The organism is Methylorubrum thiocyanatum (assembly GCA_014138645.1).
Taxonomy (GTDB): Bacteria; Pseudomonadota; Alphaproteobacteria; order Rhizobiales; family Beijerinckiaceae; genus Methylobacterium; species Methylobacterium thiocyanatum.
In genome coordinates, this window is sequence record JACJIB010000003.1 from 263,169 (window position 1) to 286,718 (window position 23,550).

The 23,550-nt window shown below is 69.7% G+C and carries 25 protein-coding genes; 8 read left to right on the top strand and 17 right to left on the bottom strand.

What is annotated here, in order from left to right:
* The first annotated feature begins 8 nt into the window (after positions 1-8).
* The 3 genes from HNR51_RS08695 (at position 9) to rsfS (ending at position 2,411) form a co-directional block, all read left to right on the top strand.
* Positions 9-1,307, top strand: coding sequence for a glutamate-5-semialdehyde dehydrogenase (locus HNR51_RS08695; protein WP_141951784.1), 1,299 nt, complete (start codon positions 9-11; stop codon positions 1,305-1,307).
* 55 nt (positions 1,308-1,362) lie between these two features.
* Positions 1,363-1,923 carry a nicotinate-nucleotide adenylyltransferase gene (locus tag HNR51_RS08700; RefSeq protein WP_182554982.1) on the top strand — a complete coding sequence of 187 codons (561 nt, stop codon included), beginning with the start codon at positions 1,363-1,365 and terminating at the stop codon, positions 1,921-1,923.
* 152 nt (positions 1,924-2,075) lie between these two features.
* Positions 2,076-2,411, top strand: a complete 336-nt coding sequence (rsfS, locus tag HNR51_RS08705) for a ribosome silencing factor (protein ID WP_085985425.1) — start codon at positions 2,076-2,078, stop codon at positions 2,409-2,411.
* A 3-nt stretch (positions 2,412-2,414) separates the two neighbouring features.
* On the opposite strand, the gene HNR51_RS08710 is transcribed toward rsfS, so the two are convergent.
* The 7 genes from HNR51_RS08710 to HNR51_RS08735 all read right to left on the bottom strand — a co-directional run bounded on the left by HNR51_RS08710 (position 2,415) and on the right by HNR51_RS08735 (position 7,720).
* Positions 2,415-3,104 (bottom strand): DUF4166 domain-containing protein, encoded by a 690-nt coding sequence (locus HNR51_RS08710; RefSeq protein ID WP_182554690.1) that lies wholly within the window; start codon positions 3,102-3,104, stop codon positions 2,415-2,417.
* 44 nt (positions 3,105-3,148) lie between these two features.
* Positions 3,149-3,709, bottom strand: coding sequence for a GbsR/MarR family transcriptional regulator (locus tag HNR51_RS08715; protein WP_182554691.1), 561 nt, complete (start codon positions 3,707-3,709; stop codon positions 3,149-3,151).
* Positions 3,710-3,798: 89 nt separating this feature from the next.
* A complete protein-coding gene (locus HNR51_RS08720) occupies positions 3,799-4,839 on the bottom strand; it encodes an aldose epimerase family protein (protein WP_182554692.1) in 1,041 nt (346 codons plus the stop codon).
* 84 nt (positions 4,840-4,923) lie between these two features.
* Positions 4,924-5,049: a hypothetical protein gene (locus HNR51_RS26675; RefSeq protein WP_012454868.1), complete on the bottom strand. Its 126-nt coding sequence runs from the start codon at positions 5,047-5,049 to the stop codon at positions 4,924-4,926.
* Positions 5,046-5,282 (bottom strand): hypothetical protein, encoded by a 237-nt coding sequence (locus HNR51_RS08725; RefSeq protein ID WP_041372028.1) that lies wholly within the window; start codon positions 5,280-5,282, stop codon positions 5,046-5,048. Before HNR51_RS08725 ends, HNR51_RS26675 begins: the two co-directional genes overlap by 4 nt.
* 17 nt (positions 5,283-5,299) lie before the next feature.
* Positions 5,300-7,090, bottom strand: a complete 1,791-nt coding sequence (locus HNR51_RS08730) for an ABC transporter ATP-binding protein (RefSeq protein ID WP_182554693.1) — start codon at positions 7,088-7,090, stop codon at positions 5,300-5,302.
* Positions 7,091-7,180: 90 nt separating this feature from the next.
* A complete protein-coding gene (locus HNR51_RS08735) occupies positions 7,181-7,720 on the bottom strand; it encodes a Spy/CpxP family protein refolding chaperone (RefSeq protein WP_182554694.1) in 540 nt (179 codons plus the stop codon).
* Between the two features lie 186 nt (positions 7,721-7,906).
* Between HNR51_RS08735 and HNR51_RS08740 the strand changes: the two genes are divergently transcribed.
* A complete protein-coding gene (locus HNR51_RS08740; RefSeq protein ID WP_182554695.1) occupies positions 7,907-8,842 on the top strand; it encodes a metal ABC transporter substrate-binding protein in 936 nt (311 codons plus the stop codon).
* 51 nt (positions 8,843-8,893) lie between these two features.
* Here the strand turns inward: HNR51_RS08740 and moaD are convergent, their stop codons facing one another.
* The 4 genes from moaD to HNR51_RS08760 all read right to left on the bottom strand — a co-directional run bounded on the left by moaD (position 8,894) and on the right by HNR51_RS08760 (position 12,736).
* On the bottom strand, positions 8,894-9,145 hold the full coding sequence (gene moaD / locus HNR51_RS08745; RefSeq protein ID WP_012454873.1) for a molybdopterin converting factor subunit 1: 252 nt from the start codon (positions 9,143-9,145) through the stop codon (positions 8,894-8,896).
* Between the two features lie 54 nt (positions 9,146-9,199).
* Entirely contained in the window at positions 9,200-9,799 is a 600-nt protein-coding gene (gene pgsA, locus HNR51_RS08750; RefSeq protein ID WP_012454874.1) for a CDP-diacylglycerol--glycerol-3-phosphate 3-phosphatidyltransferase, read from the bottom strand.
* An 85-nt stretch (positions 9,800-9,884) separates the two neighbouring features.
* Complete coding sequence (gene uvrC / locus HNR51_RS08755; protein ID WP_152277374.1) at positions 9,885-11,942, bottom strand: excinuclease ABC subunit UvrC; 2,058 nt, start codon at positions 11,940-11,942, stop codon at positions 9,885-9,887.
* 68 nt (positions 11,943-12,010) lie between these two features.
* Positions 12,011-12,736: a protein phosphatase CheZ gene (locus HNR51_RS08760; protein ID WP_141951794.1), complete on the bottom strand. Its 726-nt coding sequence runs from the start codon at positions 12,734-12,736 to the stop codon at positions 12,011-12,013.
* A gap of 229 nt (positions 12,737-12,965) precedes the next feature.
* Between HNR51_RS08760 and HNR51_RS08765 the strand changes: the two genes are divergently transcribed.
* Complete coding sequence (locus HNR51_RS08765) at positions 12,966-13,691, top strand: L,D-transpeptidase (RefSeq protein WP_182554696.1); 726 nt, start codon at positions 12,966-12,968, stop codon at positions 13,689-13,691.
* 75 nt (positions 13,692-13,766) lie between these two features.
* On the opposite strand, the gene HNR51_RS08770 is transcribed toward HNR51_RS08765, so the two are convergent.
* From HNR51_RS08770 to lgt, 5 genes are all read right to left on the bottom strand, one after another.
* On the bottom strand, positions 13,767-14,519 hold the full coding sequence (locus HNR51_RS08770) for a DUF2076 domain-containing protein (RefSeq protein WP_012454878.1): 753 nt from the start codon (positions 14,517-14,519) through the stop codon (positions 13,767-13,769).
* A gap of 225 nt (positions 14,520-14,744) precedes the next feature.
* Entirely contained in the window at positions 14,745-15,617 is an 873-nt protein-coding gene (locus HNR51_RS08775; protein WP_012454879.1) for an outer membrane protein, read from the bottom strand.
* Between the two features lie 397 nt (positions 15,618-16,014).
* Positions 16,015-16,782 (bottom strand): peptidoglycan editing factor PgeF, encoded by a 768-nt coding sequence (pgeF, locus tag HNR51_RS08780; RefSeq protein ID WP_182554697.1) that lies wholly within the window; start codon positions 16,780-16,782, stop codon positions 16,015-16,017.
* Positions 16,783-16,808: 26 nt separating this feature from the next.
* Positions 16,809-17,900 (bottom strand): class I SAM-dependent methyltransferase, encoded by a 1,092-nt coding sequence (locus HNR51_RS08785; RefSeq protein ID WP_182554698.1) that lies wholly within the window; start codon positions 17,898-17,900, stop codon positions 16,809-16,811.
* Positions 17,901-17,902: 2 nt separating this feature from the next.
* Positions 17,903-18,793, bottom strand: a complete 891-nt coding sequence (lgt, locus tag HNR51_RS08790; protein ID WP_182554699.1) for a prolipoprotein diacylglyceryl transferase — start codon at positions 18,791-18,793, stop codon at positions 17,903-17,905.
* A gap of 140 nt (positions 18,794-18,933) precedes the next feature.
* On the opposite strand from lgt, the gene HNR51_RS08795 reads away from it, so the two are divergent.
* The 3 genes from HNR51_RS08795 to HNR51_RS08805 all read left to right on the top strand — a co-directional run bounded on the left by HNR51_RS08795 (position 18,934) and on the right by HNR51_RS08805 (position 22,614).
* On the top strand, positions 18,934-19,614 hold the full coding sequence (locus HNR51_RS08795) for an MgtC/SapB family protein (RefSeq protein ID WP_182554700.1): 681 nt from the start codon (positions 18,934-18,936) through the stop codon (positions 19,612-19,614).
* Between the two features lie 103 nt (positions 19,615-19,717).
* Positions 19,718-21,349, top strand: a complete 1,632-nt coding sequence (locus tag HNR51_RS08800; protein WP_182554701.1) for an alpha-D-glucose phosphate-specific phosphoglucomutase — start codon at positions 19,718-19,720, stop codon at positions 21,347-21,349.
* Positions 21,346-22,614, top strand: a complete 1,269-nt coding sequence (locus HNR51_RS08805) for a hypothetical protein (RefSeq protein ID WP_182554702.1) — start codon at positions 21,346-21,348, stop codon at positions 22,612-22,614. Before HNR51_RS08800 ends, HNR51_RS08805 begins: the two co-directional genes overlap by 4 nt.
* 25 nt (positions 22,615-22,639) lie before the next feature.
* Here the strand turns inward: HNR51_RS08805 and HNR51_RS08810 are convergent, their stop codons facing one another.
* Entirely contained in the window at positions 22,640-23,545 is a 906-nt protein-coding gene (locus HNR51_RS08810) for a cell wall hydrolase (RefSeq protein WP_182554703.1), read from the bottom strand.
* Positions 23,546-23,550: the final 5 nt, after the last annotated feature.

The window sequence follows — 23,550 nt, forward strand, 5'->3', positions numbered from 1 at the left end:
GCGGGAACGTGCCTGTCCTGAACCTGAAGTCCGATCTTGCGGACGCCGACGACCTCGACACCCTGATGGCCGGTATCGGCCGGCGGGCGCGCGCCGCCGGCCGGGCGATGGCACTCGCCCCGGCGCAGACCAAGGATCTGGCCCTGCGCGCCATCGCCGAGCAGATCCGCGCCAGCGCCGCGACGATCCTGCGTGAGAACGCGCGGGACGTCTCCGCCGCGCAGGCTGCCGGCCAGACCAAGGCGATCATCGACCGGCTCACCCTGGACGAGGGCCGCGTCGCCGCCATCGCCGAGGCGGTGGAGAAGGTAGCGAGCCTGCCCGATCCGGTGGGGCGCCAGCTCGCCGCCTTCGAGCGGCCGAACGGACTCCTGATCGAGCGCATCTCGGTGCCGCTCGGCGTCGTCGGCGTCATCTTCGAGAGCCGCCCCAACGTGACAGCGGATGCTGGCGCGCTCTGCCTCAAGGCCGGCAACGCCGCGATCCTGCGCGCCGGATCAGACTCGCACCGCACCGCCACCGCCATCGCTGCGGCGATGAGCGAGGGACTGGCCCGCACCGGCTTGCCGGCGGACGCAATCCAGCTCGTGCCGACCCGTGACCGGGCGGCGGTCGGCCTCATGCTGACGGGCCTCGGCGGCTGCGTCGACGTCATCGTGCCCCGCGGCGGGCGCAGCCTCGTGGAGCGCGTCCAGGCCGAGGCCAAGGTGCCGGTCTTCGCGCATCTCGACGGCATCTGCCACGTTTACATCGCCGAGGGCGCCGACCTCGGCATGGCCCGCACCGTGCTGCTGAACAGCAAGATGCGCCGCACCGGCATCTGCGGTGCTGCCGAAACGCTGCTGGTCGATGCGGCGGTGGCCAAGACCCATCTCAAGCCGCTGGTCGAGGCGCTGCTCGAATCCGGCTGCGCCGTGCGCGGGGACGCGGCGACGCAGGGGGTCGATCCGCGGGTGACGCCGGCCGACGAGGCGGACTGGCGCACCGAGTATCTCGACGCGATCATCTCGGCGAAGGTGGTCGATGGGCTCGATGCGGCGATCGCGCATATCGAGGCCAACGGCTCGCACCACACCGACGCGATCATCACCGACGACACCGAGGCCGCCGCGCGCTTCCTCAACGAGGTCGATTCGGCAATTGTGACCCACAACGCCTCGACCCAGTTCGCGGATGGCGGCGAGTTCGGTTTCGGCGCCGAGATCGGCATCGCCACCGGCCGGATGCATGCCCGCGGTCCGGTCGGCGTCGAGCAGCTCACCACCTTCAAGTATCGGGTCCACGGCAGCGGCCAGACGCGGCCGTGACCTCCTGACGGCCATCCCCCTGCGCGAGACGATCTTACCGCCGACGGCGCCGGGCCTGCGGATCGGCCTCTACGGCGGCTCGTTCAACCCGGCGCATGCGGGGCATCGGCATGTCAGCCGCACCGCCCTGCGGCGCTTAGCGCTCGACCGGGTCTGGTGGCTCGTGACGCCGGGCAATCCGCTCAAGGACCATCGCCTGCTCGCGCCGTTGCCGGAGCGCGTGGCGCAGGCACGCGCCCTCGCCGCCGACCCGCGCATCGCCGTCACGGCGGTCGAGGCGGGCATCGGCAGCCACTACACCGTCGACACGCTGCGCTGGCTGGTCCGACGCCGGCCGGCAGTTCATTTCGTGTGGATCATGGGCGCGGACTCGCTCGGCAGCCTCCATCGCTGGCGCCGCTTCGAAGAGATCCTGTCGCTGATGCCGGTTGCCGTCATCGACCGGCCGGGCCACACCTTGAAGGCGCCGTCGGCGCGGGCGGCCCGCGCCTTTGCGGCGGCTCGGGTGCCGGAGGCGGAGGCATCGACACTCGCCGGACGCCAGCCGCCGGCCTGGACCTTTCTGCACGGTCCGCGCTCCGATCTGTCCTCGACGGCGCTGCGGTCGGGTGCATAGGGCATTCCGCCCGCTTGAAAAGCCGGCCGAAAGCCGCCAATTTCAGCCCGTGGCGGCGTCGCCACGATCCGATCGCCGGGAACCGAACCCTGTCCGCACACCTCCACCCGGAAACCGCCGGCCCCGCCGCCGAGCCCGCTTCCTCCGACGCCCTGAAGGCCCTCGCCCTCGGCTGCCTCGACGAAATGAAGGCCGAGGAGACCGTCGAGATCGATCTCGCGGGCAAGACCTCCCTCGCCGACACGATGATCATCGCGTCCGGCCGCTCGCAGCGCCATGTCGGCTCGATCGCCGACAAGATCATCCAGGAGATGAAGGCCAAGGGCTTCGGCAACGCCCGTGTCGAGGGCCTGCCGGCCTGCGACTGGGTGCTGATCGATGCGGGCGACATCCTCGTCCACATCTTCCGGCCCGAGGTGCGCGGCTTCTACAACCTCGAAAAGATCTGGGGCGCCGACCGGCCGACGGGCGCCCTTCTCGCGGGCTGAGCGTCAGGTTGAGGCGGCGATCTCATCGCGCGCCTCGACATGGTCTGAAAATTCCGCCTCCTGGCGCAGCAGGCGGCCGAGCCAGGCGTGGCGGATCTCCAGAACGAACCGGAAGCTGCGGGCGCCCGTGGCACCGTGGCTCACGGTCAGCGTACCCGGCGTCAGCCAGCGCGGCAGGATGAGCCGGAGGCCCGGCAGGTCGATGAAGTAGCGCTCGCTGCGAAACACCAGCGCCCGATCCTCCACCCGCACCCGCAGGCTCATGCCCAGCCCGGCGCCGACCCGCTCCTCCAGCCCTGTGGGGCCGCGAAAGCGCTTGGCCGAGTGGATCGCCTGCGGGAACCCCGAACCGCGGGCGTAGAGCCGCGTCCAAATCTGGCCGCTGCCGGCGCCGTCCTGGGTGACGGCGACCACGCTCGGCACATCGGCGACGCGGGTCGTCGGCAGCGGCGCACCGACGAGGCGCAGGCTCTGCGCCAGCAGCCAGCCGAGCGGGCTGAGATCGGTCTCGACCACGCGCCCGACATAGACCGCACTCTCGCCCTCGCCGAGCCGCTTGGAGAAGCGCCGCCGCACGGCGGGCGGCAGCCGCGCCCAGTCAGCCTCCGGCACCAGCGCGCGAAAACGCAGATCGAGCAGTTCCGCGTGGCGGGGAGTGCTGACCGCAGGGGCGGTTTCGGCGACAGCGCGCATGGAGGAGCCTCCTCGAACATCCCTCCGGCGGAAGGGCCGGCGGATCAGGGTTCGGCTTTCACGGGTAGGTAGCGGACGATGCGCCCGCCGAGCCGGATCAGCTTAGCCAGGGTGTTGTGGGGCACGTTCAGCATCTGCGCGTACCAGCTATCGAGCGTCTGGGTGAAGTCGAGCATCGCCTTGAGGCGCCGCGCGGCCACCGCTCCGATCCGCGGATCGCCCTCGGCCTCGGCCACGCATTCGCGCAGGGCCTTCAGCGCCGGGTCGATCTCCCGCTCCTTGCGGCCGGCGGCGATGCGGGTCACCATCTCCCACAGGTCGGTCTCGGCCACGAAGAAGTCGCGCCGCTCGCCCATCACCGGCACGCGCCGGATCAGGTTCCAGGCCGCCAGCTCCTTGAGCGAGTTCGAGACGTTGGAACGAGCGATGCCGAGCGTGCTCGCGATATCCTCCGCCGCGAGCGGCTTGTCGGAGAGGTAGAGCAGGGCGTGGATCTGCGCGACGGAGCGGTTCACGCCCCACTGCCCGCCGAGATCCCCCCAGTGCAGGATGAACCGCTCCACCGCCGGAGCGAGCTTTTGCGGCTGGTCTGAAGTTTCAGTCATGACAGAAATTTCAGACCAAACGATTTGGATGTCAAGCGGCGAGACGGCGGGATGTGCCGCTCGCCGTGCGGCGGCGGCCGATGGTGGGATCAGACGACCGAGAAGCGATAGGTGCTGCTCGACGTGAACACCTCGCCCGGCCTCAGGACGGTACTCGGAAAACCCGGTTGGTTCGGCGCGTCGGGAAAGCCCTGCGTCTCGAAGCAGACGCCGTCGCTGGAACGGTAGGTGCGACCGGAGGGGCCCACCAGCGAACCGTCGAGGTTATTGCCGCTGTAGAGCTGGAGCGCCGGCTGGGTCGTGGCGACGTCGAGGCGGCGCCCGCTCGCGGGGCAGAGGCAGGACGCCGCCGGACGTAAGCTGCCGACGGGGCCTCTCACGGCGAAGGTGTGGTCGTAGCCGCCCGCCAGAACGATCTGCGCGTCGCCTTCGCGGATGCGCGCGCCGAGGGGCGTGGGCTCGCGGAAATCGAAGGGCGTGCCCGTGACCGGGGCAAGGGCGCCGGTCGGGATCTGCGTCGCGTCCGTCGGGGCGTAGGCGTCCGAGAACACCTGGACGATGTGATCCATCACGTCGCCCGCTCCTTCGCCGGCCAGGTTGAAGTAGCTGTGGTTGGTCAGGTTCAGGACCGTCGGCCGGTCGGTGACGGCGCGGTAGTCGATGCGCAGCGTTCCGGGTTCGGGCAGGCTGTAGGTGACTGCGACGTCGAGGTTACCGGGAAAACCCTCCTCGCCGTCGGGGCTGCGCCGCCTCAGCACGAGGCGCGTGGCATCCGCCTCCGCCGTCTGCCAGAGACGCTTGGCAAACCCCTCCCGGCCGCCATGCATGGTGTTGGGCGGCTCGTTGATCGGCAGCGCGTAGGTCTGCCCGTCCAGGGTGAACCGGCCCTTCGCAATCCGGTTGGCGTAGCGCCCGGCGATCGCCCCGAAATGCGGGCTCACGGTCTCGTAGCCCTCGACCGTGTCGAGGGCGAGAACGACATTGGCCCGGTGTCCCTCCCGGTCCGGCACCTCGATGGCGGTTACGACCGCACCGTAATCGATCACCTGGACCCGCAGATCGCCGAGAGTCAGGGTATGCCGGGTGACCGTCTCGCCGGTCCGCGTTGTTCCGAACGTTTCCGAGGTCATCCGCTGCTCCCGCCGCACGTCGAGGATTACGCGCAAGCGGCTGGAAGGGTCGCACGAGGCGAGTTGATCGGCGCCGAAGCGTCGCTACTCGGCCGGATTCTTTCCATGGCGCCGATCCAGATCCCATGCATGCCAGCGCAGGGCCGCATAGCCGAACACAACAGCGAAGAGCGGCGTCACAACGAAGGCGACGAGGAATGAGGCGTTCACGATTGCAGCCTCCTGAGCACCTGCCTTGCCGTCAGATGTAGGCTCATCGCGGCGCCGGACCAAATCAGAAGACCGACCAGAACGACCCACGGCGAGAGCGAAGCTTGAAGACCGCCGACGTTGTAGAGGTACCCGGCGACCGGCGTGGCAATGCCGACGGTGAAGCACGATGTGGCCGCGGTGTTCAGGGCGGTCGCGAGAAGTTTGGTCTGCTCGTTGTCGATCAGGCTCATGGCGCCCGAGCGTAGCATTACGCAGGCACGATGCCATCCCTGGCAGCAACGATATCGTCCGACAACTGCAGCCTGTGCAGCCGCGCATAGGTGCCGGCTGCAGCGACCAGCTCGTCGTGGCGCCCGAGTTCGATCACGCGGCCGGCCTCCAGCACGGCGATGCGGTCGGCCTCGCGCACGGTCGAGAGGCGGTGGGCGATGACCAGGGTCGTGCGCCCGCGCATCAGCCGCTCCAGCGCCTCCTGCACGAGGTGCTCGGATTCCGAATCGAGCGCCGAGGTCGCCTCGTCGAGGAGCAGGATCGGCGCGTTCTTGAGGAAGGCGCGGGCGAGCGAGATGCGCTGGCGTTCGCCTCCCGAGAGGCGCCCGCCTCCCGGACCGACGCGAAACGCGTAGCTCTCGCTCAAGCGCGCGATGAAACCGTGCGCCGCTGCGGCTCTCGCGGCCGCCTCGATCTCCTCCTGCGACGCACCGGGGCGGCCGAAGCCGATATTGGCGGCGATGGTGTCGTCGAACAGCACGACCTCTTGCGAGACCACCGCGACGGCCGCGCGCAAGGAGGCGATGGTCACGTCGCGAACATCGGTGCCGTCGATGAGGACGCGGCCCGCCGTCACATCCTGGAGGCGCGGCACCAGATTGAGCAGGGAGGATTTGCCCGAGCCGGAGCGCCCCACCAGCGCCGTGGTCGAGCCCGCCGGCACCACGAGATCGATGCCCTCCAGGGCGGGGGCATCGGCGCGGTAGCGGAAATGCACGCCCTCGAAGCGGATCTCACCGCGTGACACCGTCAGCGGTCGGGCGGAGGGGGCCTCGCGGATCGTCGGCTGCTCGTCCATCAGAGCGAAGTAGCGGGAGAGCGCAGCCGCCGCCTCCTGCAGGATGGCGTTGAGGGTTCCGAGCGCGCGCGCCGGCTGTGCGGCCAGCAGCAGGGCGGCGACGTAGCCGGTGAAGTCGCCGACGGTCCGGTCGCCCGACATCACCCGCTGGCCGACCAGGACCAGCACGCCGGCCACGGCGAGGCCGCCGCCGATCTCCATCAGCGGGTCGAGACGGCCGCGGGCGTTGGCCGCCTTCATCTTGAGGCGACGCACCTCGTCGAGCGCCTGGGCCGCACGGCCCTTCAGATAGCCTTCGAGGGCGTAGGTCTTGGCGACGCGCGCACCCTGAAGGCTCTCGGTGATGAGGCTCGCGGTCGCGCCCATCTGCTCCTGGGTCGTGGTCGAGACCTGGCGCAGCCGCTTGCCGATGCGGTTGACCGGCCCGGCCACGAGGGGCGCCGTCACGGCAGCGGCGAGCGTCAGCAGCGGGTCCATCCAGATCAGCGCGATCACCAACGCAGCCAGCATGGCCACGTCGCGCAGCAGCACCGTCGAGATGCGGGTCAGCGCCTCCCTGATGAAGGCGAAGTCCGTGGTGAAGCGCTGGGTGAAGGCCGCCGGGCTTTCGCGGCCGAGTTGCGCGAGGTCGGCATCGATCAGGTGGGCGTAGAGGGCCGCCTGCATGTCGGCTTCGACGCGGGTGACGACCCGGTTGGTCAGCACGGTCTGGCCGAACAAGGCGAAGCCGCGCACGGACGTGACGGCGATGACCACGAGCGGGCCGTAAGTCAGGGCAGCCGTATCCTTGCGGTCGAAAGTGTTGAAAGCGGCTTTGATGAGAGCCGGGTAGAGGCCTGTCGTCGCACCGATGATCACGATGAGCACGAGCACCACCGCCAGCGTCGCGCGGTGGGGGGAGAGCCATTCCCGCCAGAGCCGCCCGAGCAGGGGAAGGGTGTCGCCCCTCAGGAGCGGCCGTCGCGCCATACTGTACCGTGTCTCTGCTGACCCCGGCCGGAACGCCGGGGCCCGCGGTGTTTGCAGCCCCGAGGGCTTCGGATCAAGCGGGGGCTCGCCTCAGTCGCGCTCGCCGCCGTGACGGTGGCCGAACCCGTGCGGGCCGCCGAAGGGACGCATCGGCCGGGCGAGCACCATGGCGCGGCGCTTCTGGCCCTCGTCGAGGCTCGCAAAGAGCGGCGTGCTGGCATCGGCGAGTTTGCGCAACGCCTCGCCGCGGGCCGTCGCCGCATCCGCCATGGCGCGGAGCGCGCCGGGGGCGTCTTCGCTCATCCGGCCGCGCTCGCGCCGCGCCGCACGCTGGGCATCCCGCTGCTTGGAAAGGTCGCGCAGGGCCGCCTCGACCGGTGGCCAAAGCTTCTCCTGTTCGGGGTTCAGCTTCAGGCCGGCATGCAGCCCGGCAATGCGGGCGTCGGTGAAGGCCGCCCGATCCTCGGCCGAGAGCGCGGCCCAGCGCCCGTGTCGATGGCCCCAGCCTCGCTCGCCGAAGGGCCCGCCGCGCTCGTCGGCGTGAACCGCCGCGGCTCCGATCCCGGCGGCACCGACGGCCGCCATGCCCGCCAGCAGAAGACCCGTCACGTGTTTCCTGGTCATGGTCATGGATCGCCTCCACAGGTGAGGGGCGTGCGGCCCCGATCCCGCAACGATGCGACCGCTTCTTCTCTCGCGTGTGTCGGCGCGTCTCTGGTCCGTGTCTGCAACATGAAAGCTTGTCCATGTTCATCGGGGCACTTGGCGATGTGATAATGTTACATTATCACGCCTGCCGAACGGAGGAGTTTCGGTATGGGTTGGTTCGGGCGTCGCGGGATCGCGGCCGCACTTCTGGTGCTCGTCGGCCTCGCGCCGTCGCTCGCCGCAGCCGAGGACGCGAAGCTGAAGGCGGTGGCGACCTTCTCGATCCTGGCCGACCTCGTCGCGCAGGTCGGCGGCGATCGGGTCGCGGTGACAAGCCTCGTCGGACCGGACGCGGACGCCCACGGCTACGCGCCCACGCCCGGCGACGCCCGCAAGCTGGCCGAAGCCAACCTCATCGTCGTCAACGGCCTCGGCTTCGAGGGCTGGATGGAGCGCCTCATCAAGGCGTCCGGCTCCAAGGCGCCGCTCGTCGTCGCCTCGAAGAATGTGAAGACCATCGCGGGCAGCCACGATCACGACGACCATGATCATGGCGATCACGACCACGGCGAGGGCGACCACGCCGATCCGCATGCGTGGCAGAACGTGGCGAACGTGAAGCTCTACGTCGCCAATATCCGCGACGGTCTCACCGCCGCCGATCCGGCGAACGCCGCCCTCTACACCGCCAACGCCGCCGCCTACACCCAGAAGCTCGACGCGCTGGACGCGGAGATCCGCGCGGCGCTGGCCGCGATTCCGCAGGAGCGCCGGCGCATCATCACCACGCACGATTCCTTCGGCTATTTCAGCGCCGCCTACGGGATGCGCTTCCTGGCACCGCAGGGCATCTCCACGGACAGCGAGGCCGGCCCGAAGGACGTCGCCCGCATCATCCGGCAGATCCGCCGGGACAAGGTGCCGGCGGTGTTCGTGGAATCGATCGCCGATCCGCGGTTGATGCAGCAGATCGCCCGCGAGAGCGGTGCCAAGGTCGGCGGGCGGATCTATTCCGACGCGCTGAGTGCGCCGGGTGGGCCGGCGCCGGGCTATTTGGAAATGATGCGCTCGAACCTCACCGCGTTTCGCGAGGCGCTGAGCTGAGGGCTTCGACCATCATCTCGAAATCCGGAAACCAGCTTCCGGGATGATGCGCTAGCCGCCCGTCATCGGCGGGAAGAAGGCGATCTCCTGCGCGCCCGCGATGGTGCTGCCGGGCTTGGCGTGAACCCGGTCGATCGCCGCGCGCACCACGCCCTCGTTCTCGAAGGCGTAGGCATATTCCTCGCCCCGCGTCTTCAGCCAGCCGATGAGGTCGGCGACCGTGGCGATGCCGTCCGGCGGGCTGACGGTCTCTTCGGGCTTGCCGACGCGCTCGCGTACCCAGGCGAAATAGACGAGCTTCATCGCGTGTATCCCCGGCGGCGCATCACGGGCGCCGCCCCAAGAAATCCGAAACAGTCAGCGCGGATCGTCGATCACGTGCCGGATCCCGGCCCTCATGTAATCCCAGCCGGTATAGAGCGTGAGGGCGGCGGCGAGCCACAGCAGGACGATGCCGGCTGTCAGGCTGCCGGGAATCAGGGACTCGCCGGCCGGGCCGGCCACGAGCACGCCGAGGGCGACGAGCTGCACCGTCGTCTTCCACTTGGCGATCCGGCTCACCGGCAGGCCGACCTTCAGCTCCGCCAGATATTCGCGCAAGCCGGAGACCAGAACTTCACGGCAGAGGATGACGATGGCCGCCCACAGGCTCATCCCGTTGATGCTCCCGTCGGCCGCCAGCATCAGCAGGCAGGCGGCCACCAGCAGCTTGTCGGCGATGGGGTCGAGCATCCGCCCGAGCGCGGAACTCTGCGCCCAGGCGCGGGCCACGTAGCCGTCGAGATAATCGGTGATCGCGGCCGCCACGAACACGCCGAAGGCGCTCCAGCGGGCGGCGATCTCGTCGGGCCAGAACAGCAGGACGACGACCACCGGCACCGCGACGAGGCGGCCGTAGGTGAGGCAGTTCGCGAGCGTCCAGGCCTGCGACCGGCGTCGGGGGAGGACGGCGTTCATCGGCGCGGTGAAATCATGGGCGGCGTGGGGCGTCAACCGCGTCGGGATTGCGTCGGGCACAGGCTCTGTCGGCACGGGGCTCCGCTCAAGCGTTGGCGTGGAAGAAGTCGTAGACGGCCCGCGCGGTGGCCGCGTTGACGCCCGGCGCCTTGGCGAGATCCTCCAGGGCGGCGCGTTCGATGGCCTTCACGGTGCCGAAATGGTGCAGCAGCGCGCGCTTGCGAGTGGGGCCGATGCCCGCGATCTCGTCGAGCGGGTTCTTGGTCATCTCGCGCTTGCGCCGCGCCCGGTGCGTGCCGATGGCGAAACGGTGCGCCTCGTCGCGCAGGCGCTGGACGAAATAGAGCACGGGGTCGCGCGGCGGCAGCTTGAACGGCGTGCGGCCGGGCACGAAGAAGGTCTCGCGGCCGGCGTCACGGTCGCGCCCCTTGGCGATGCCGACGAGCGGCACGTCGATGACGCCGATCTCGGCGAGCGAGGCGCGGGCGGCCTCCAGCTGCCCGGCGCCGCCGTCGATCAGCACCAGATCGGGCCAGGCGGGGAAAGCGTCGGGGTCATCCGGCAACGCCTCGGTCGCGGCCGGCACGGCCTGCCCCTCGGCCGCGGCCTGCGGTTCGCCGACATCACCCTCCCGCGGGGTGCGCGGCGCTTCCTTGGCCAGCCGCTTGAAGCGGCGGGTCAGCACCTCGCGCATCATCCCGAAATCGTCGCCGGGGCTCAGCTCCTCCGACTTGATGTTGAAGGTGCGGTAATGCGTCTTCATGAAGCCGGTCGGGCCGGCGACGATCATGCCGCCGACCGCGGCCGTACCGGAGATGTGCGAGTTGTCGTAGACCTCGATCCGGCGCGGCGGCTTGTCGAGGCCGAAGGACTGGCCGAGCGCGGCGAGCAGCTTGCCCTGCGAAGCGGTGTCGGCGAGGCGGCGTCCCAACGCCTCCTTGGCGTTGCGCTGAGCGTAATCGACGAGGTTCTTGCGCTCCCCCCGCTGCGGCTGGTGCACCTCGACCCGGTGCTCGACCCGGCTCGACAGGGCCGCGGCCATCAGTTCGGCATCCTCGATCGTGTGGCTCACCAGCACGAGGCGCGGCGCGGGCTTGTCGTCGTAGAACTGCGAGATGAACGAGGCGAGCACCTCGTCCGCACTCATGGAGCGGTCGGCTTTGGGGAAGTAGGCGCGGTTGCCCCAGTTCTGGAAGTTGCGGAAGAAGAACACCTCGATGCAGAACTGGCCCGCCTGCTCGTCGAGGGCGAAGACGTCCGCTTCCTCGACGCCCTGCGTGTTTACGCCCTGCGTCCCCTGGATCGCCGAGAGCGCAGCGATGCGGTCGCGGAAGCGCGCGGCGCGTTCGAACTCGAGGTTCTCGGAGGCGGCCTGCATCTCCTCGCGCATCCGGTCCTTTACGGCATTGGATTTGCCGGACAGGAAGGCCCGCGCGTTGTCGGCCAAGGCGACGTAGTCGTCGGATGAAATCTCGCCGGTGCAGGGGCCGGAGCAGCGCTTGATCTGGTAGAGCAGGCAGGGCCGGGTGCGGTTCTCGTAATAGCTGTCCGAGCAGGTGCGCAGCAGGAAGGCGCGCTGCAGCGCGTTCACCGTGCGGTTGACCGCCCAGACATTGGCGAAGGGGCCATAATAGTTACCCTTGCGGCGGCGCGCGCCGCGGTGCTTGACGATCTGCGGCGCCGGCCCGTCGCTGGTCAGCAGGATGTAGGGAAACGACTTGTCGTCGCGCATCAGCACGTTGAAGCGCGGCTTCAACTGCTTGATGAGGTTGGCCTCCAGCAGCAGCGCTTCCGTCTCGGTCGCCGTGGTGACGAATTCCATCGCCGCCGTCTGCGCGATCATGCGGGCGATGCGGTTGGAATGCGCCTGGCCGCGGGCATAGGAGCCGACGCGGGCCTTCAGGTTCTTGGCCTTGCCGACGTAAAGGACGTCGCCCTTGTGGTCGAACATCCGGTAGACGCCCGGCGAAGTCGGCAGGGTCGTCCAGAAGCGGCGGATGATCTCGGTGCCCGCCTTGACGGCACCCGGCTCGAAATCGAAATCGATCTCGGGCGCCTCGTCGAGGGAGGGCGCCTCGTTCTCGTCCTCGTCGAACCCGTCGGGCGGGACGTCGTCGAAGGCGGATCGGGTCGCGCGGCTCATGGCCCCGATGTAGGCCGCGGCGATTCCGGTTGGAAGGGCCGGCGGACGATCCGCGGCGATGCGGGCGCCTAATCGAACAGGGCGTCGATGTCCGACTGATCGACGTGGCCGGGGTCGTCCTGCAGCTTCGGCCCGTTGAGCAGCGAACTCTCGTCGTTCTCGTCCACCGCAGCCGTTTCGACGGCGAGGAGATCGCGGAAGCCTTCGAGGCCGCTCCAGGCCTCGATGACGCGGTCGAGATGCTCCTCGACGAACTTGAGCACGTTGACGATCTTGCTGATGCGCTGGCCGGTCAGATCCTGGAAGTTGCAGGCCTCGTAGGCCGAGATGACGTTGTCGAGGATGCCGTCGACATTCTCCTGCGCGGCCTTGGTCAGGCGCATGCCGCGCATCATGTTGGCGTTGATCTCGATCTTCTCGATGCTGCCGAGGATCGTCGAGGTGGCCTGCTCGGTCGATTCCACCACCGCGTCGAGTTCGCCCGCCACGCGACGCATGCCCTTGCCCGTGCTCTCGGAGCGGTGAAGACTGGCGATCTCCGACTTGGTGCGGGTGATCGCCTCCTTCATCACTTCGAGTTCGTGGCGCATGGCGAACGCCTCGCCGAGTTCGCGGCGGCAGGCTTCGATGGTCTCGCCGGCGCTGGCCTGGGTGATGCGGCGCAGGTCGTTGATCGCCGTCAGGATCTCGTCGAGGCGCGGGTTCGGCGCCGCCTCCATCGCAACCGCGGAGATGCCGGGTGCCGGAACGGGCAGGCCCAGGCTTTCCTCGATGCGGTAGCGCTTGGTGATCATCGGTCGGACGGGCCTTCGGGAACGGATCGTGCCCGCCACCATCCCGCGCAGTGGTTTCGATTTGCTAAAAGTTTTCACAGGATCGCGGGTGTTTACCGCCCGTTGACGACAAGCCGGAGTTTTCGGGGGCACGGCCGCCGCGAACAGCGATTCACCACGTTCCTTCATGGCCCGCAGGGCCGGATCCGAAAATGCTTCCCGCATCGCGTGTGCAGGGCGGGAGTGAGGGATGCGGACGAAGTGGAGCGTGGCGCTGGCGGCGCTCGCGGTGATGGGATCGAGCGGCGCCGCCCTGGCGCAGGCAAGGCCGGGCCAGTATGGCGGCGGCTTCATCGAATACCTGATGACCGGGGATGCCTACGGCCCGGCCCGCCGGCCCGCCGTCGATGGCTACGGTGCCCTCGGCGGACCGCGTCACACCGCCACCGAGCCGGCCATGCAGCCGCGCGCCCGGTTCGCGGCGCTGCCGACCGGACCGGCACCCGAGGAGGCCACGATCACGCGGGCGGTCGATCCCCGCTACGCCCGCCAGGTCGTCGCCTATGACGGGCCCGGCCGGGCCGGCCAGATCGTGATCGATACGAACGCCAAGTATCTCTACCTGATCCAGCCGGGCGGGCAGGCGATCCGCTACGGCATCGGTGTCGGGCGGCCCGGCTTCGTCTGGACGGGCGCGAAGACGATCAGCGCCAAGCGGGAATGGCCGGACTGGACGCCGCCCGCCGAGATGCTGCGCCGCCGCCCCGACCTGCCGCGCCACATGGCGGGCGGGCCGGAGAACCCGCTCGGTGCCCGGGCGATGTATCTCGGCACCTCGCTCTACCGGATCCACGGCACCAACGAGCCGCACACGATCGGACAGAACGTGTCCTCCGGCTGCATCCGCATGATGAACGAGGACGTGATCGACCTCTACGAGCGCACCCCGGTCGGCACCCGCGTCGAGGTGATCTGACATCGGAGTCCGCAACGAAGAAGCCCGGCGCCGAGGGGCGCCGGACTTCTCGATGTTCACGTCAGGTGGAGGCGATCAGGCCCAGTCGTCGTCCCCGCCATCGCCGAGATCGCCGCCGAAATCGTCGCCGCCGCCGCCGAACGAAGCGTCCTGGAAGCCACCATCGCCGCCGCCGAGCGCCGAGCCGAGATCCTGGTCTCCGCCGCCGCCGAAGTAGTTGTTCTCGACGATCGTCTCACCGCCGCCGGTCAGGCCCGCCGCCGAGGCGCTGCCGAGCGCGGAGTGGCCGCCGGCGAAGGCGTTGGAGAGGGCGCTGCCGAGCAGCATGCCGCCGGCCGCGCCGGCCGCCATGGGAAGGGCGGTGGCGAGGAAGCCGCCGCCGCGCGCCGGCTGCTGCGGCTGACCGCCCCACGGCCCGCCCTGCTGGGGTCCGCCGTAACCCGGCTGCTGGCCGTAGCCCGGCTGCGGGCCGCCCTGCGGACCACCGTATCCACCCTGCTGACCATAGCCGGGCTGCTGCCCCCAGGCCTGACCGGCGGGGCGCTGCGGTTCGGAGCGCTGGCCGCCGCCGAAGATGCTGGACAGGAAGCCGCCGCCGCCGGAGGGCTGGGACTGCGCCTGGGCGCGGGCCTGTTCGAGCTGCTGGTTGAGGCTCTTGATCGCCTCTTCCTGCACGTAGATGAGCTGCGCCATGGCGTAGGGCGCATAGGGCTGGTTGCGCAGCTTCTCGGCGATGAAGCGCTCCGCATCGACGTCCCGGGGCTGGCCGGACGCCTGTTCGAGCCGCTGGAAGATGCCGTTGATGATGTCGCGTTCTTCGCTGTTCATGGAGCCGTCTCCCTGAGACGCCGACGGCGTCGTCACCGCACGGCGGCTAGGAGATGGGGACCGGTCGAGCTTTTGTCAGGGGGCCGGGCGTCGATTGTCCGCGGGCGGCAGCGACCGAAAGAGCGCGGGCGCACCGCGCTAGACAACAAAAAAGCCCGGCACGCGGCCGGGCTTTTCGTTTGGAAAGTCCGGCGGTCCACTGCGGGACCGCCGGGGATCCGGGTCTTAGTACGAGCCGAACTTGTAGTTCAGGCCGGCGCGGACGACGGCGAACTCGGTGTCGCGGACCTGCTGGCCACCGCTGACGAGCACGGTGCCGGGGCTGCCGATGGAGACCGTGCGGCCCTGGTTGTCGACGGCGAAGGCGCCACGGCCGCCGGTGCCGCGATCGAGGTTCACGTACAGGCCTTCGACCTTCAGCGTCACGGCCGACGACTTGAAGAAGTTCAGGAACGAGTCGGTCGGGAGAGCGTACTCGATACCACCACCCGCGGCCCAGCCGGTCTGGAAGTCGTCGCTCGACACGCCGGTGCCGAACTCACGACCGCCGCCGGAGCCGTAGGCGAAGCCGCCGGTGCCGTACACGAGGGTACGGTCGAAGGCGTAGCCGAGGCGACCGCGGACGGTGCCGAAGAAGTCGAGGCCGGAGAGACCACCGGGGTTGAACACCTGCTGAGCGGCCAGCGGGCTGGTCGAGAGGAAGCGGTTCCGGTCACGGCCGAAGTCGGCGTACTGAGCGTCCGCCTCGATACCGATCACGACACCCGAACCCGGGGTGAACTGGTAGTTGTAGCCGATCTGACCGCCGCCGACGAAGCCCTCGTTGGACTCGCGGTTGCTGAAGGCCACCACGGCGGTGGTGCCCGGGGGCACGAGCAGGGAGGCCGGGCCGACGCCGATCACGGTCGGGACGCGGTCGTCCTGGGTGCCGAAGCCGTAACCGGCGTTGAAACCGGCGTAGAAGCCCGTCCAGGTGAAGACCGGCACCGGCTGGAACACCGGCGGCGGGGCCGCGCGGCGCGGAAGGTCGGCGGCGAGCGCCGAACCGGCGAAGGCGATGCCAGCGATGGCCGTGCCGGCGCGAAGGAAGGATTTCATTACTCTGGTCCTCTCTGACTGTGCCGGTGCTTCCGGAGAAGCGAGGCGGCACGGTGCCCCGTATCTATGCCAGCATCCCGGAAGATGCTGTTGCGGCTTGACCACGCCGACCGTCCCGAAGGCGGCCCCTTTGTGGCAGTGGTCTTGGTCTGCCATCGTTCCAACCGGGAAACGCCACCGAACGGCCAAGGTTCACGAACGGCCAAGCTTTTTTCGGTGAAGGTTCCGGACAGAGTGTCGCAGGGGATGCAACCACGGCGTTCCGCGACAAGGCGAGGCTTACGATGGATGCGGCGCGGTATGCGAGTGCTTCAGCGCACAAAAGCCTGGCTATTGGCTCCGTTGCGATGTGCGTTGCACGGATGCAACGACTTTTGTGCGGAACTTAGGAAAACAATCACGGAGTGAGTGCAATCGCCGATATCAGGCGACCATAATCCGGTTCGTTCCGATGCGTGGTACGGCGGAAGCTGAAGAATCGCTCGGCATCAGCGTAGGTGCACAGGCCGAGCGAAGTCGCCTCGCCGACCCCGGCTTCAGCCAGTCGTGCCAAAATGTAAGCCGGCAGATCGAACTGCGCGTGATCGGGCCGTCCTTCGGCGAAGAACCTCTCGCAGTCCGGCACCTCGGCGCGAAAACGTTCGAGGAAGTCGTGGCCGACCTCGTAAGACGCTTGCGCGATCGTCGGCCCGAGGACGGCGACGATGTTTCCGCGTTCGGCACCGAGCCCTTCCATGGCCGCGACCGTGGCCTCGACGACCCCGCCGAGCGCCCCCTTCCAGCCGGCATGGGCCGCGCCGACGACGCGGTTCTCCGGATCAGCGAACAGGATCGGACCGCAATCGGCCGTGGCGATGCCGAGCGCGAGGCCGGGCACCTGGGTCACCATGGCATCCGCCTTCGGCCGCTCGGCCAGGGGGAACGGCGCCTCGACGGTGACCACCTCCGCGGAATGCACCTGATAGAGGCTGACGAGGTTCTCCCGCGGGAGCCCGAGCTGCGCGCACATCCGTGCCCGGTTCTCGGCGACGCGCGCCGGATCGTCGTTCGAGCCGATCCCGCCGTTCAGGGACGCATAGAGCCCCTCCGAGACGCCGCCCTGCCGGGTGAAGAAGGCGTGGCGGATATACGAGTGCGAGCTCAGCTCGGGCGCTTCGATGAACATGGTCTCGCAGGCTCTCTCGGAGAATTTCAGGAGGGGGGCGGAAGCGCCGGGAGCGGTCCGAGCGCGGGGTGACTCACCCCGAGCACCTTGAACAGGGCGCCCATGCCGCGCGGGTCCGGATCGGTGAGGCGGGCGGCAGCGGCATCGATGGCCGCGGCTTGATCCGGCGTCGCCCGGACCTTGAGCCGCTCGGCGCGCATCGGGAGACCGAGCCCGAGCAGGAAATCGCGCTGCGTCGCAGGTCCGTGCACCGCCGCGCCCTCGGCGCTCGCCGCGCGGGCGAGCGCTCCGAAATCGACGTGAAGCGTCAGGTCGGCTTCGCCGGGGCGGCTCAGCGGATCGGCGAAGCGATGGCCTGCCAGCGCCTGGAAGGTATCGCCGAAACCGGACCGGTCGTGGCCGTAATCGATGGCGAGGAGGGCGCCGCCCCGTGCGGCGAGGCGCCGGGCGAGATCGCGCATCACGGCAAGTCCCTGACTCGGCACGGTCAGCACAGCACCCTCGGGCGCCTCCGCAGCGAGGCGCGGATCGGGTTCCGGGTCGAGGCCGAAGGCCAGGGCGTCGCCCTCCGGCGTGAGGCCGATGCGGCGCTCGCACCAGCCGTGGCCGGTCCGGACGAACTGGCGGGCGGGCAGGGCGTCGAAGAACTCGTTGGCGATGACGAGGAGCGGCGCATCGGGCAGGCTCTCCACCGAGTCGTGGAAGACAGGCGCGGCCGCGGCCAGGCGGTCCGCCTGAAGCCGGCGCAGAACCGGGCTGGTCTCGACGAGGTGGAGATCGAAGGCGGCGCCCGCCGCGCGCAGGGCCCGCAGGGCGTCGGCCATCAGCGTGCCGCGGCCGGGGCCGAGTTCCACGAGGCAGGGGCGTGCCGCCGGGCTTGCCGCCTGCATCGTCGCGAGCACGGCGCCAGCCCAGGCGCCGATCAGCTCGCCGAACATCTGGCTGATCTCCGGCGCGGTGACGAAGTCGCCGCCGCGGCCGAAGGGATCGCGCGTGGCGTAGTAGCCGTGGCGCGGATGCCCGAGACAGAGCGCCATGTAGCGATCGAGACCGATCGGCCCGCTGGCGCGGATCTCCCGCGCGAGGATCGCGAGGAGCGGCGTCGCCTCGGCGGTCACGCTCAGATCTGCCCGGCTTCCGCCTGGATCTCCGGCCCCGTCCGCCGGGGCCGCGTCACCCCGCGGGCGGCGAGCACGATATAGACGAGTCCGACCAGCGCCATCGGCACGCAGAGCAGCATCCCCATGGTCACGCCGCCGCCAAGCGCGTTGACGTCCTGACCGAAGAGGAAGCCGAGCTGGCGATCCGGCTCGCGGAAGAACTCGCAGAAGGTGCGCGCCAGGGCGTAGCCCAGCACGAAGATGCCGCCGAGGAGCCCCGGCTTGCGGAAGCCGAAACGGCGCACGGCGAGCGCCATGACGATGAACAGCAGCACCCCTTCCGTGGCCGCTTCGAAAAGCTGGCTCGGATAGCGCGGCACGTCGCCCCCGGTGGGGAAGACGACGGCGTAGGGAAAGTCCGGGGCGGCGCGCCCCCACAACTCGCCGTTCACGAAATTGGCGATGCGCCCGAAGAACAGGCCGACGGGCACCACCACCGCGGCGATGTCGAGCATGGTGTAGCCGCTGAGCCCGCGCGCGCGGGCGAAGAGCAGCAGCGCCAGGATCGCGCCGATGAAGCCACCGTGGAAGGACATGCCGCCGTTGCGGATCGCCAGGATCTCCAGCGGGTGCTCGAGATAGAGCGGCAGATTGTAGAACAGCACGTAGCCGATGCGGCCGCCGAGCACGACGCCGAGCGCCACCCAGACGATCACGTCGTCGATGTCGGCGAGCGTCGGGCGCTTGACCACGCCCCAGAGCCTGTCCGTCGCGACGAGCCGACGGGCGTAGAACCAGCCGCCGACGAGTCCCACGATGTAGGACAGGGCATACCACTTGATCTCGACCGGTCCGATCGAGACCGCGACGGGATCGATGGCCGGGAAGGGGAGGGCGAGAAGCGGCGGCATCGACGGCCCACGAGCGGCTGACGGATCTGGAATCCGCGCCGCATTGGACCCGCGCCCGGTGGGGCGTCAAGGCGCGGAATCGTTGCGTGACGACGGCACCCGGCGCAATCTCGGCGGCAAGGCTTGGATCGGGAGGGGCGATGCTCGGCAACGGTGAGATGGTCGCGCGCCTCGTGCTCGCGGGCGCCATGGGCAGCGTCGTCGGCTTCGAGCGCGAGCGGCTGCTCTGGGCCGCGGGCCTGCGCACGCACATGCTGGTCTGCGTCGGCGCCTGCCTGTTCATGATCGTCTCGGCCTTCGGCTTCTCCGACGTGCTGGGACAGAAGGACGTGGTGCTCGATCCCTCGCGCGTGGCGGCTCAGGTCGTTTCCGGCATCGGCTTCCTCGGCGCGGGGACGATCCTCCTGCGCGGCGAGGTGGTGAAGGGGCTCACCACCGCCGCGAGCCTGTGGGCGGTGGCGGCGATCGGGCTCGCGGTCGGCGGCGGCCTTTACGTGGCGGGCATCGCCGCGACCGTGCTCGTCGTCGGCATCCTCGCCGGCGTGAAGCCGCTCGAGGAGCGTTGGCGCGACCGTCTGCACACCCGCTCGCTCCAGCTCACCGTCAAGGCCGGCTGCCTCTCGATCGAAACCCTTCAGGAGGTTACCGGCGAGCGCGCCACGCGGGTGCGGCAGTTCGTGGTCCGCCCCGGCCAGGCGGACGGCCAGGAAGAGGTGACGATCGCCTTCGTCCGGCTGTCGCAGACGAGCGTCGCGGCCATCGCCGAACGCCTGAGGCAGAATCCGAACGTGGTGAAGGTCCGCCTCGGCTCCAACCTGTGACCGCCGCATCCGGCATCGCCAAAATCGAAGCCGCAACCCTACTCGAACCGGCAAACCGCACTACGACGTGCGGAGTGTATCCTTCGCGAGAATCGAGCGAATCATGGCGTCGAAGCGGGTCCCCACCAGCCCCTATCCGGACCAGAAGCCCGGCACCTCGGGCCTGCGCAAGAAGGTGCCCGTCTTCCGGCAGCCCCATTACGTCCAGAACTTCGTCCAGGCGATCATCGACTGCATCCCCGAGAGGAAGGGCGCGACCCTGGTGATCGGCGGCGACGGGCGCTTCTTCAACAAGGAGGTCGTCCAGATCGCCCTGAAGATGGCCGCCGCCAACGGCTTCGGGCGGGTGCTGGTGGGGCAGGACGGCCTGCTCTCGACCCCGGCCGCCTCCTGCGTCATCCGCAAGCACGGGGCAATCGGCGGCATCGTGCTCTCGGCGAGCCACAATCCCGGCGGGCCGGAGGGTGATTTCGGCATCAAGTTCAACGGCAGCAACGGCGGCCCGGCGCCGGAGAGCGTCACCGAGGCGATCTTCGCGCGCACGAAGGCGATCGGCGATTACCGCATCTCCGACGCGCCCGACCTCGACCTCGGCCGGATCGGCACGACCGAGATCGACGGCACGACGGTGGAGGTGATCGATCCGGTTGCCGACTACGCCGAACTGATGCGCACGCTGTTCGATTTCGACGCGTTGTCGAAGATGTTCGCCTCCGGCTTCCGGATGCGCTTCGACGCGCTCTCGGCGGTGACCGGCCCCTACGCCAAGGCGATCCTGGAAGGGGCACTCGGCGCGGCGCCGGGCACGGTCGTCAACGGCGAGCCCAAGCCCGATTTCGGCGGGCACCATCCCGATCCGAACCCGGTCCATGCCCACGAGCTGTTCGACCTGATGCACGGCCCGGACGCGCCGGATTTCGGCGCGGCCTCCGACGGCGACGGCGACCGCAACATGATCGTGGCGCCCGGCCTGTTCGTGACGCCGAGCGACAGCCTCGCGATCCTCGCCGCCCACGCCCACCGTGCGCCGGGCTATGCGGGCGGCCTTGCGGGCGTCGCCCGCTCGATGCCGACGAGCCGGGCGGTGGACCGCGTCGCCGCCGCCCTCAAGATCGAGGCGTTCGAGACGCCGACCGGCTGGAAGTTCTTCGGCAACCTGCTGGATGCCGGCCGCATCACCCTGTGCGGCGAGGAGAGCGCCGGCACCGGCTCGAACCACGTGCGCGAGAAGGACGGGCTCTGGGCGGTGCTGCTCTGGCTCAACATCCTGGCCGCGACGGGCAAGCCGGCGCAGGACCTCGTGCGCGAGCACTGGGCCAAATTCGGCCGCGACTACTACACCCGCCACGATTACGAGGAGATCGATGCCGGCGCCGCCAAGCGGCTGATGGAAGGCCTGCGCGCCAAGATCGGCACGCTGCCGGGGACCAAGGTCGGCGGCCTGACGGTGAAGGCGGCGGACGATTTCCGCTACGTCGATCCGGTGGACGGCTCGGTGACCGAGGCGCAGGGCGTGCGCGTCACCTTCGCGGAGGATGCGCGCATCGTCTATCGGCTGTCGGGCACCGGCACCGCCGGGGCGACCCTGCGGGTCTATATCGAGCGCTACGAATCCGCCCCCGACCGGCTGGAACGGCCGGTGGCCGACGTGCTCGGGCCCGTCGTCGCCGTGGCGCGGGCGCTGGCCGATATCGAGGCGATCACCGGGCGCGCGGAGCCGAGCGTCGTGACGTGACGGGGCGCCGGCTTGGCGCAGGCGGGGCCGGCCTCGTCCTGCTGCTCAGCGCCGGGCCGCCCGCCCACGGCGGCAAGGTGGCGCTCGGGCCTTCCCGCTTCGACATGCCCGCCGTGTTCGAGGGTTGGACCCGCCGGGAGGCCGGCGACGGCCTCGTCTTCGAACGCGTCTTCGAGCCGACCGGATCGCGCGGGCGCAAGGGCGCCGCGATCCTGATCGTGGCCAAGCCGAAGCCCGCTACGGGCCGGTTCGACGACGCGTTCGCCGCTTTCGTCCGCAGCCTCAAGCAGATCCCATCCGACGGAAAGCCGCTGACGGCGAAGACCGGCGAAACCCTCGACGGCCATCGCATCCGGATCGAGCAGCGCTGCTGCCGAACGCCCGACGGCATCCGCATGTCCGCGTGGCATATCGGGATCGCCACCAAGACGAGCGAGCATTTCCTGATGCTCCTCATGCTCCAGACCGAGCGAGAGCAGGAGAAGCCGATTCGCGAGGGCTTCGAGGCGCTGGTGAGGTCCTATCGCCCCTCGCCGGAAGACCGCGGCCTCGCTCTGGTCCCGGCTCGGGGCGACGGCGGCCTTGACGGGCTCTATTCGCGCACGCGGACGCAACTCCGGCCGAACGCCTTCGGCGGGATGGACTTCACCGCCGATCAGGACACGCTGCTCTTCGACAAGGGCGGGTTCTACACCACGGATTTCCCCCGCGACGGCGACATGGCGGCCCATTGCCAGGCCGAGCCAACGACCTGCGGAACCTACACGCTCAAGGGCGGGTGGTTCTCGGCCAACCGAATCGAGCGGGTCGAGGTCGAGGACGGGTTCGGCCGCGTCTCGCGCTCCAGCGAGGCGTTCTCCCGCGCGCAAGATCGGCTGACGCTCGGCGACGTGACCTATTTCGCGGTGCCGCCCTTCGCCGACGGGCATCGCTTCGACGGCACGTGGAATCACAGTTTCGGATCGAGCGGGGCGATGGGCTCGGTCGGCGGCACGCACACGCTGACCCTGACGCCGGACGGGCGCTTCACCCGCGAGGGCGGCGTCGGCTTCTCCTCGACCGGCGGCTCGATGGACGGCAGCACCGTGGTGGCCGGCCATAGCCGCCGCCCGGTGCGGGCCGGCCGCTACACGGTCTCCGGCTACCGGCTCACGCTGACGGATGACGGCGGCAGCAGCGAGGCGCTGAGCCTGTTCGCGCCCGACCGGGCTTCGGACAAGCTCCTGGTGATCGGAGGGGCCAACTACCTGAAGCAGGGGCGGTGAGCGCCGGCCGCAGCGTAAGCGGATCTCACGTCTGGTTCGGCTTCAACTGATAGAAGATATGCCGGCCGATCATGTCCTTGCGCTTGAGCCGGCGCGACCAGCCGGGGCGGACGTAGTCGGCATGGTAGTGGGTCGCACCGCCGACCTCGCTGACATAGGTCTTGCCCTCGATCACCGCGCTGGCGACGCGGGTGGCGCTGCGCCAGGACTCGGCGTCGGTGATGCGAAGCGACTTGCCCTCGCAGGCGAACGAGAACTGGCAGCCCATGAAGCGGTGGCGGTTCTGGTAGACGACGCCGCAGACCGACGACGGGTAGAGCCCGCTCTTGACGCGGTTCAGCACCACCTGCGCCACCGCCGCCTGCCCCTCTTCGGGCTCGCTGCGGGCCTCGAAATAGACCGCCTCGGCGAGGCAGCGCTGCTCGCGGTCCATCGCATCCGGGTTGATCAGATCGGCATAGTGCGACTTGCCCTCCGGCGAGGACATCGGCGGCTCCAGCACCGACGGGTTGCGATCGAGGCGGGCCGTGAAGCCGGGCAGGGCGAGGCTCGCCGCGGCAACCTCGATCGGAGTCGCGTCGGCAGGGGCCGGCGTCACCGAGGAGAGGGCAACGGCGCGCGGCGTGGCGGGCGTGGCACCGTCGGAATCGGCCAGTGCAGGTAGGCCGTCCTCGCCCGGCTCCGCTTCGTGCGCGGCGCCCGGCACCACCAGCCCGGCCTCGATCACGTCCGGACTGAAGCCGGTCGCGGCACCGAGCGACCCGGCGGCCGCGGCGTCCCGCTCGAAGAGGCGCTCGGGCCGCAGCGTGGCGTCGGTGCCCGCGGTGGCCGTGAAGGACACCAGCAGGCCGCTCGCCAGCATCCACGGCACCACGGCCGAGACGATCCAGCTGGGGCCGAGGCCCAGGCCTCGAACGCGCCTCGTACGCAACGCCG

Coding starts and splice junctions, on each gene's coding strand:
- pgsA (WP_012454874.1), bottom strand. CDS start 9,799: ATGAACGCCGTCCTCCCCCGACGCCGGTCGCAGGCCTGGACGCTCGCG.
- HNR51_RS08800 (WP_182554701.1), top strand. CDS start 19,718: ATGGCGTCGAAGCGGGTCCCCACCAGCCCCTATCCGGACCAGAAGCCC.
- HNR51_RS08760 (WP_141951794.1), bottom strand. CDS start 12,736: ATGATCACCAAGCGCTACCGCATCGAGGAAAGCCTGGGCCTGCCCGTT.
- HNR51_RS08730 (WP_182554693.1), bottom strand. CDS start 7,090: ATGGCGCGACGGCCGCTCCTGAGGGGCGACACCCTTCCCCTGCTCGGG.
- pgeF (WP_182554697.1), bottom strand. CDS start 16,782: ATGTTCATCGAAGCGCCCGAGCTGAGCTCGCACTCGTATATCCGCCAC.
- uvrC (WP_152277374.1), bottom strand. CDS start 11,942: ATGAGCCGCGCGACCCGATCCGCCTTCGACGACGTCCCGCCCGACGGG.
- HNR51_RS08735 (WP_182554694.1), bottom strand. CDS start 7,720: ATGACCATGACCAGGAAACACGTGACGGGTCTTCTGCTGGCGGGCATG.
- HNR51_RS08770 (WP_012454878.1), bottom strand. CDS start 14,519: ATGAACAGCGAAGAACGCGACATCATCAACGGCATCTTCCAGCGGCTC.
- HNR51_RS08740 (WP_182554695.1), top strand. CDS start 7,907: ATGGGTTGGTTCGGGCGTCGCGGGATCGCGGCCGCACTTCTGGTGCTC.
- HNR51_RS08775 (WP_012454879.1), bottom strand. CDS start 15,617: ATGAAATCCTTCCTTCGCGCCGGCACGGCCATCGCTGGCATCGCCTTC.
- HNR51_RS08725 (WP_041372028.1), bottom strand. CDS start 5,282: ATGAGCCTGATCGACAACGAGCAGACCAAACTTCTCGCGACCGCCCTG.
- lgt (WP_182554699.1), bottom strand. CDS start 18,793: ATGCCGCCGCTTCTCGCCCTCCCCTTCCCGGCCATCGATCCCGTCGCG.
- HNR51_RS08795 (WP_182554700.1), top strand. CDS start 18,934: ATGCTCGGCAACGGTGAGATGGTCGCGCGCCTCGTGCTCGCGGGCGCC.
- HNR51_RS08720 (WP_182554692.1), bottom strand. CDS start 4,839: ATGACCTCGGAAACGTTCGGAACAACGCGGACCGGCGAGACGGTCACC.
- moaD (WP_012454873.1), bottom strand. CDS start 9,145: ATGAAGCTCGTCTATTTCGCCTGGGTACGCGAGCGCGTCGGCAAGCCC.
- HNR51_RS08710 (WP_182554690.1), bottom strand. CDS start 3,104: ATGCGCGCTGTCGCCGAAACCGCCCCTGCGGTCAGCACTCCCCGCCAC.
- HNR51_RS08715 (WP_182554691.1), bottom strand. CDS start 3,709: ATGACTGAAACTTCAGACCAGCCGCAAAAGCTCGCTCCGGCGGTGGAG.
- HNR51_RS08765 (WP_182554696.1), top strand. CDS start 12,966: ATGCGGACGAAGTGGAGCGTGGCGCTGGCGGCGCTCGCGGTGATGGGA.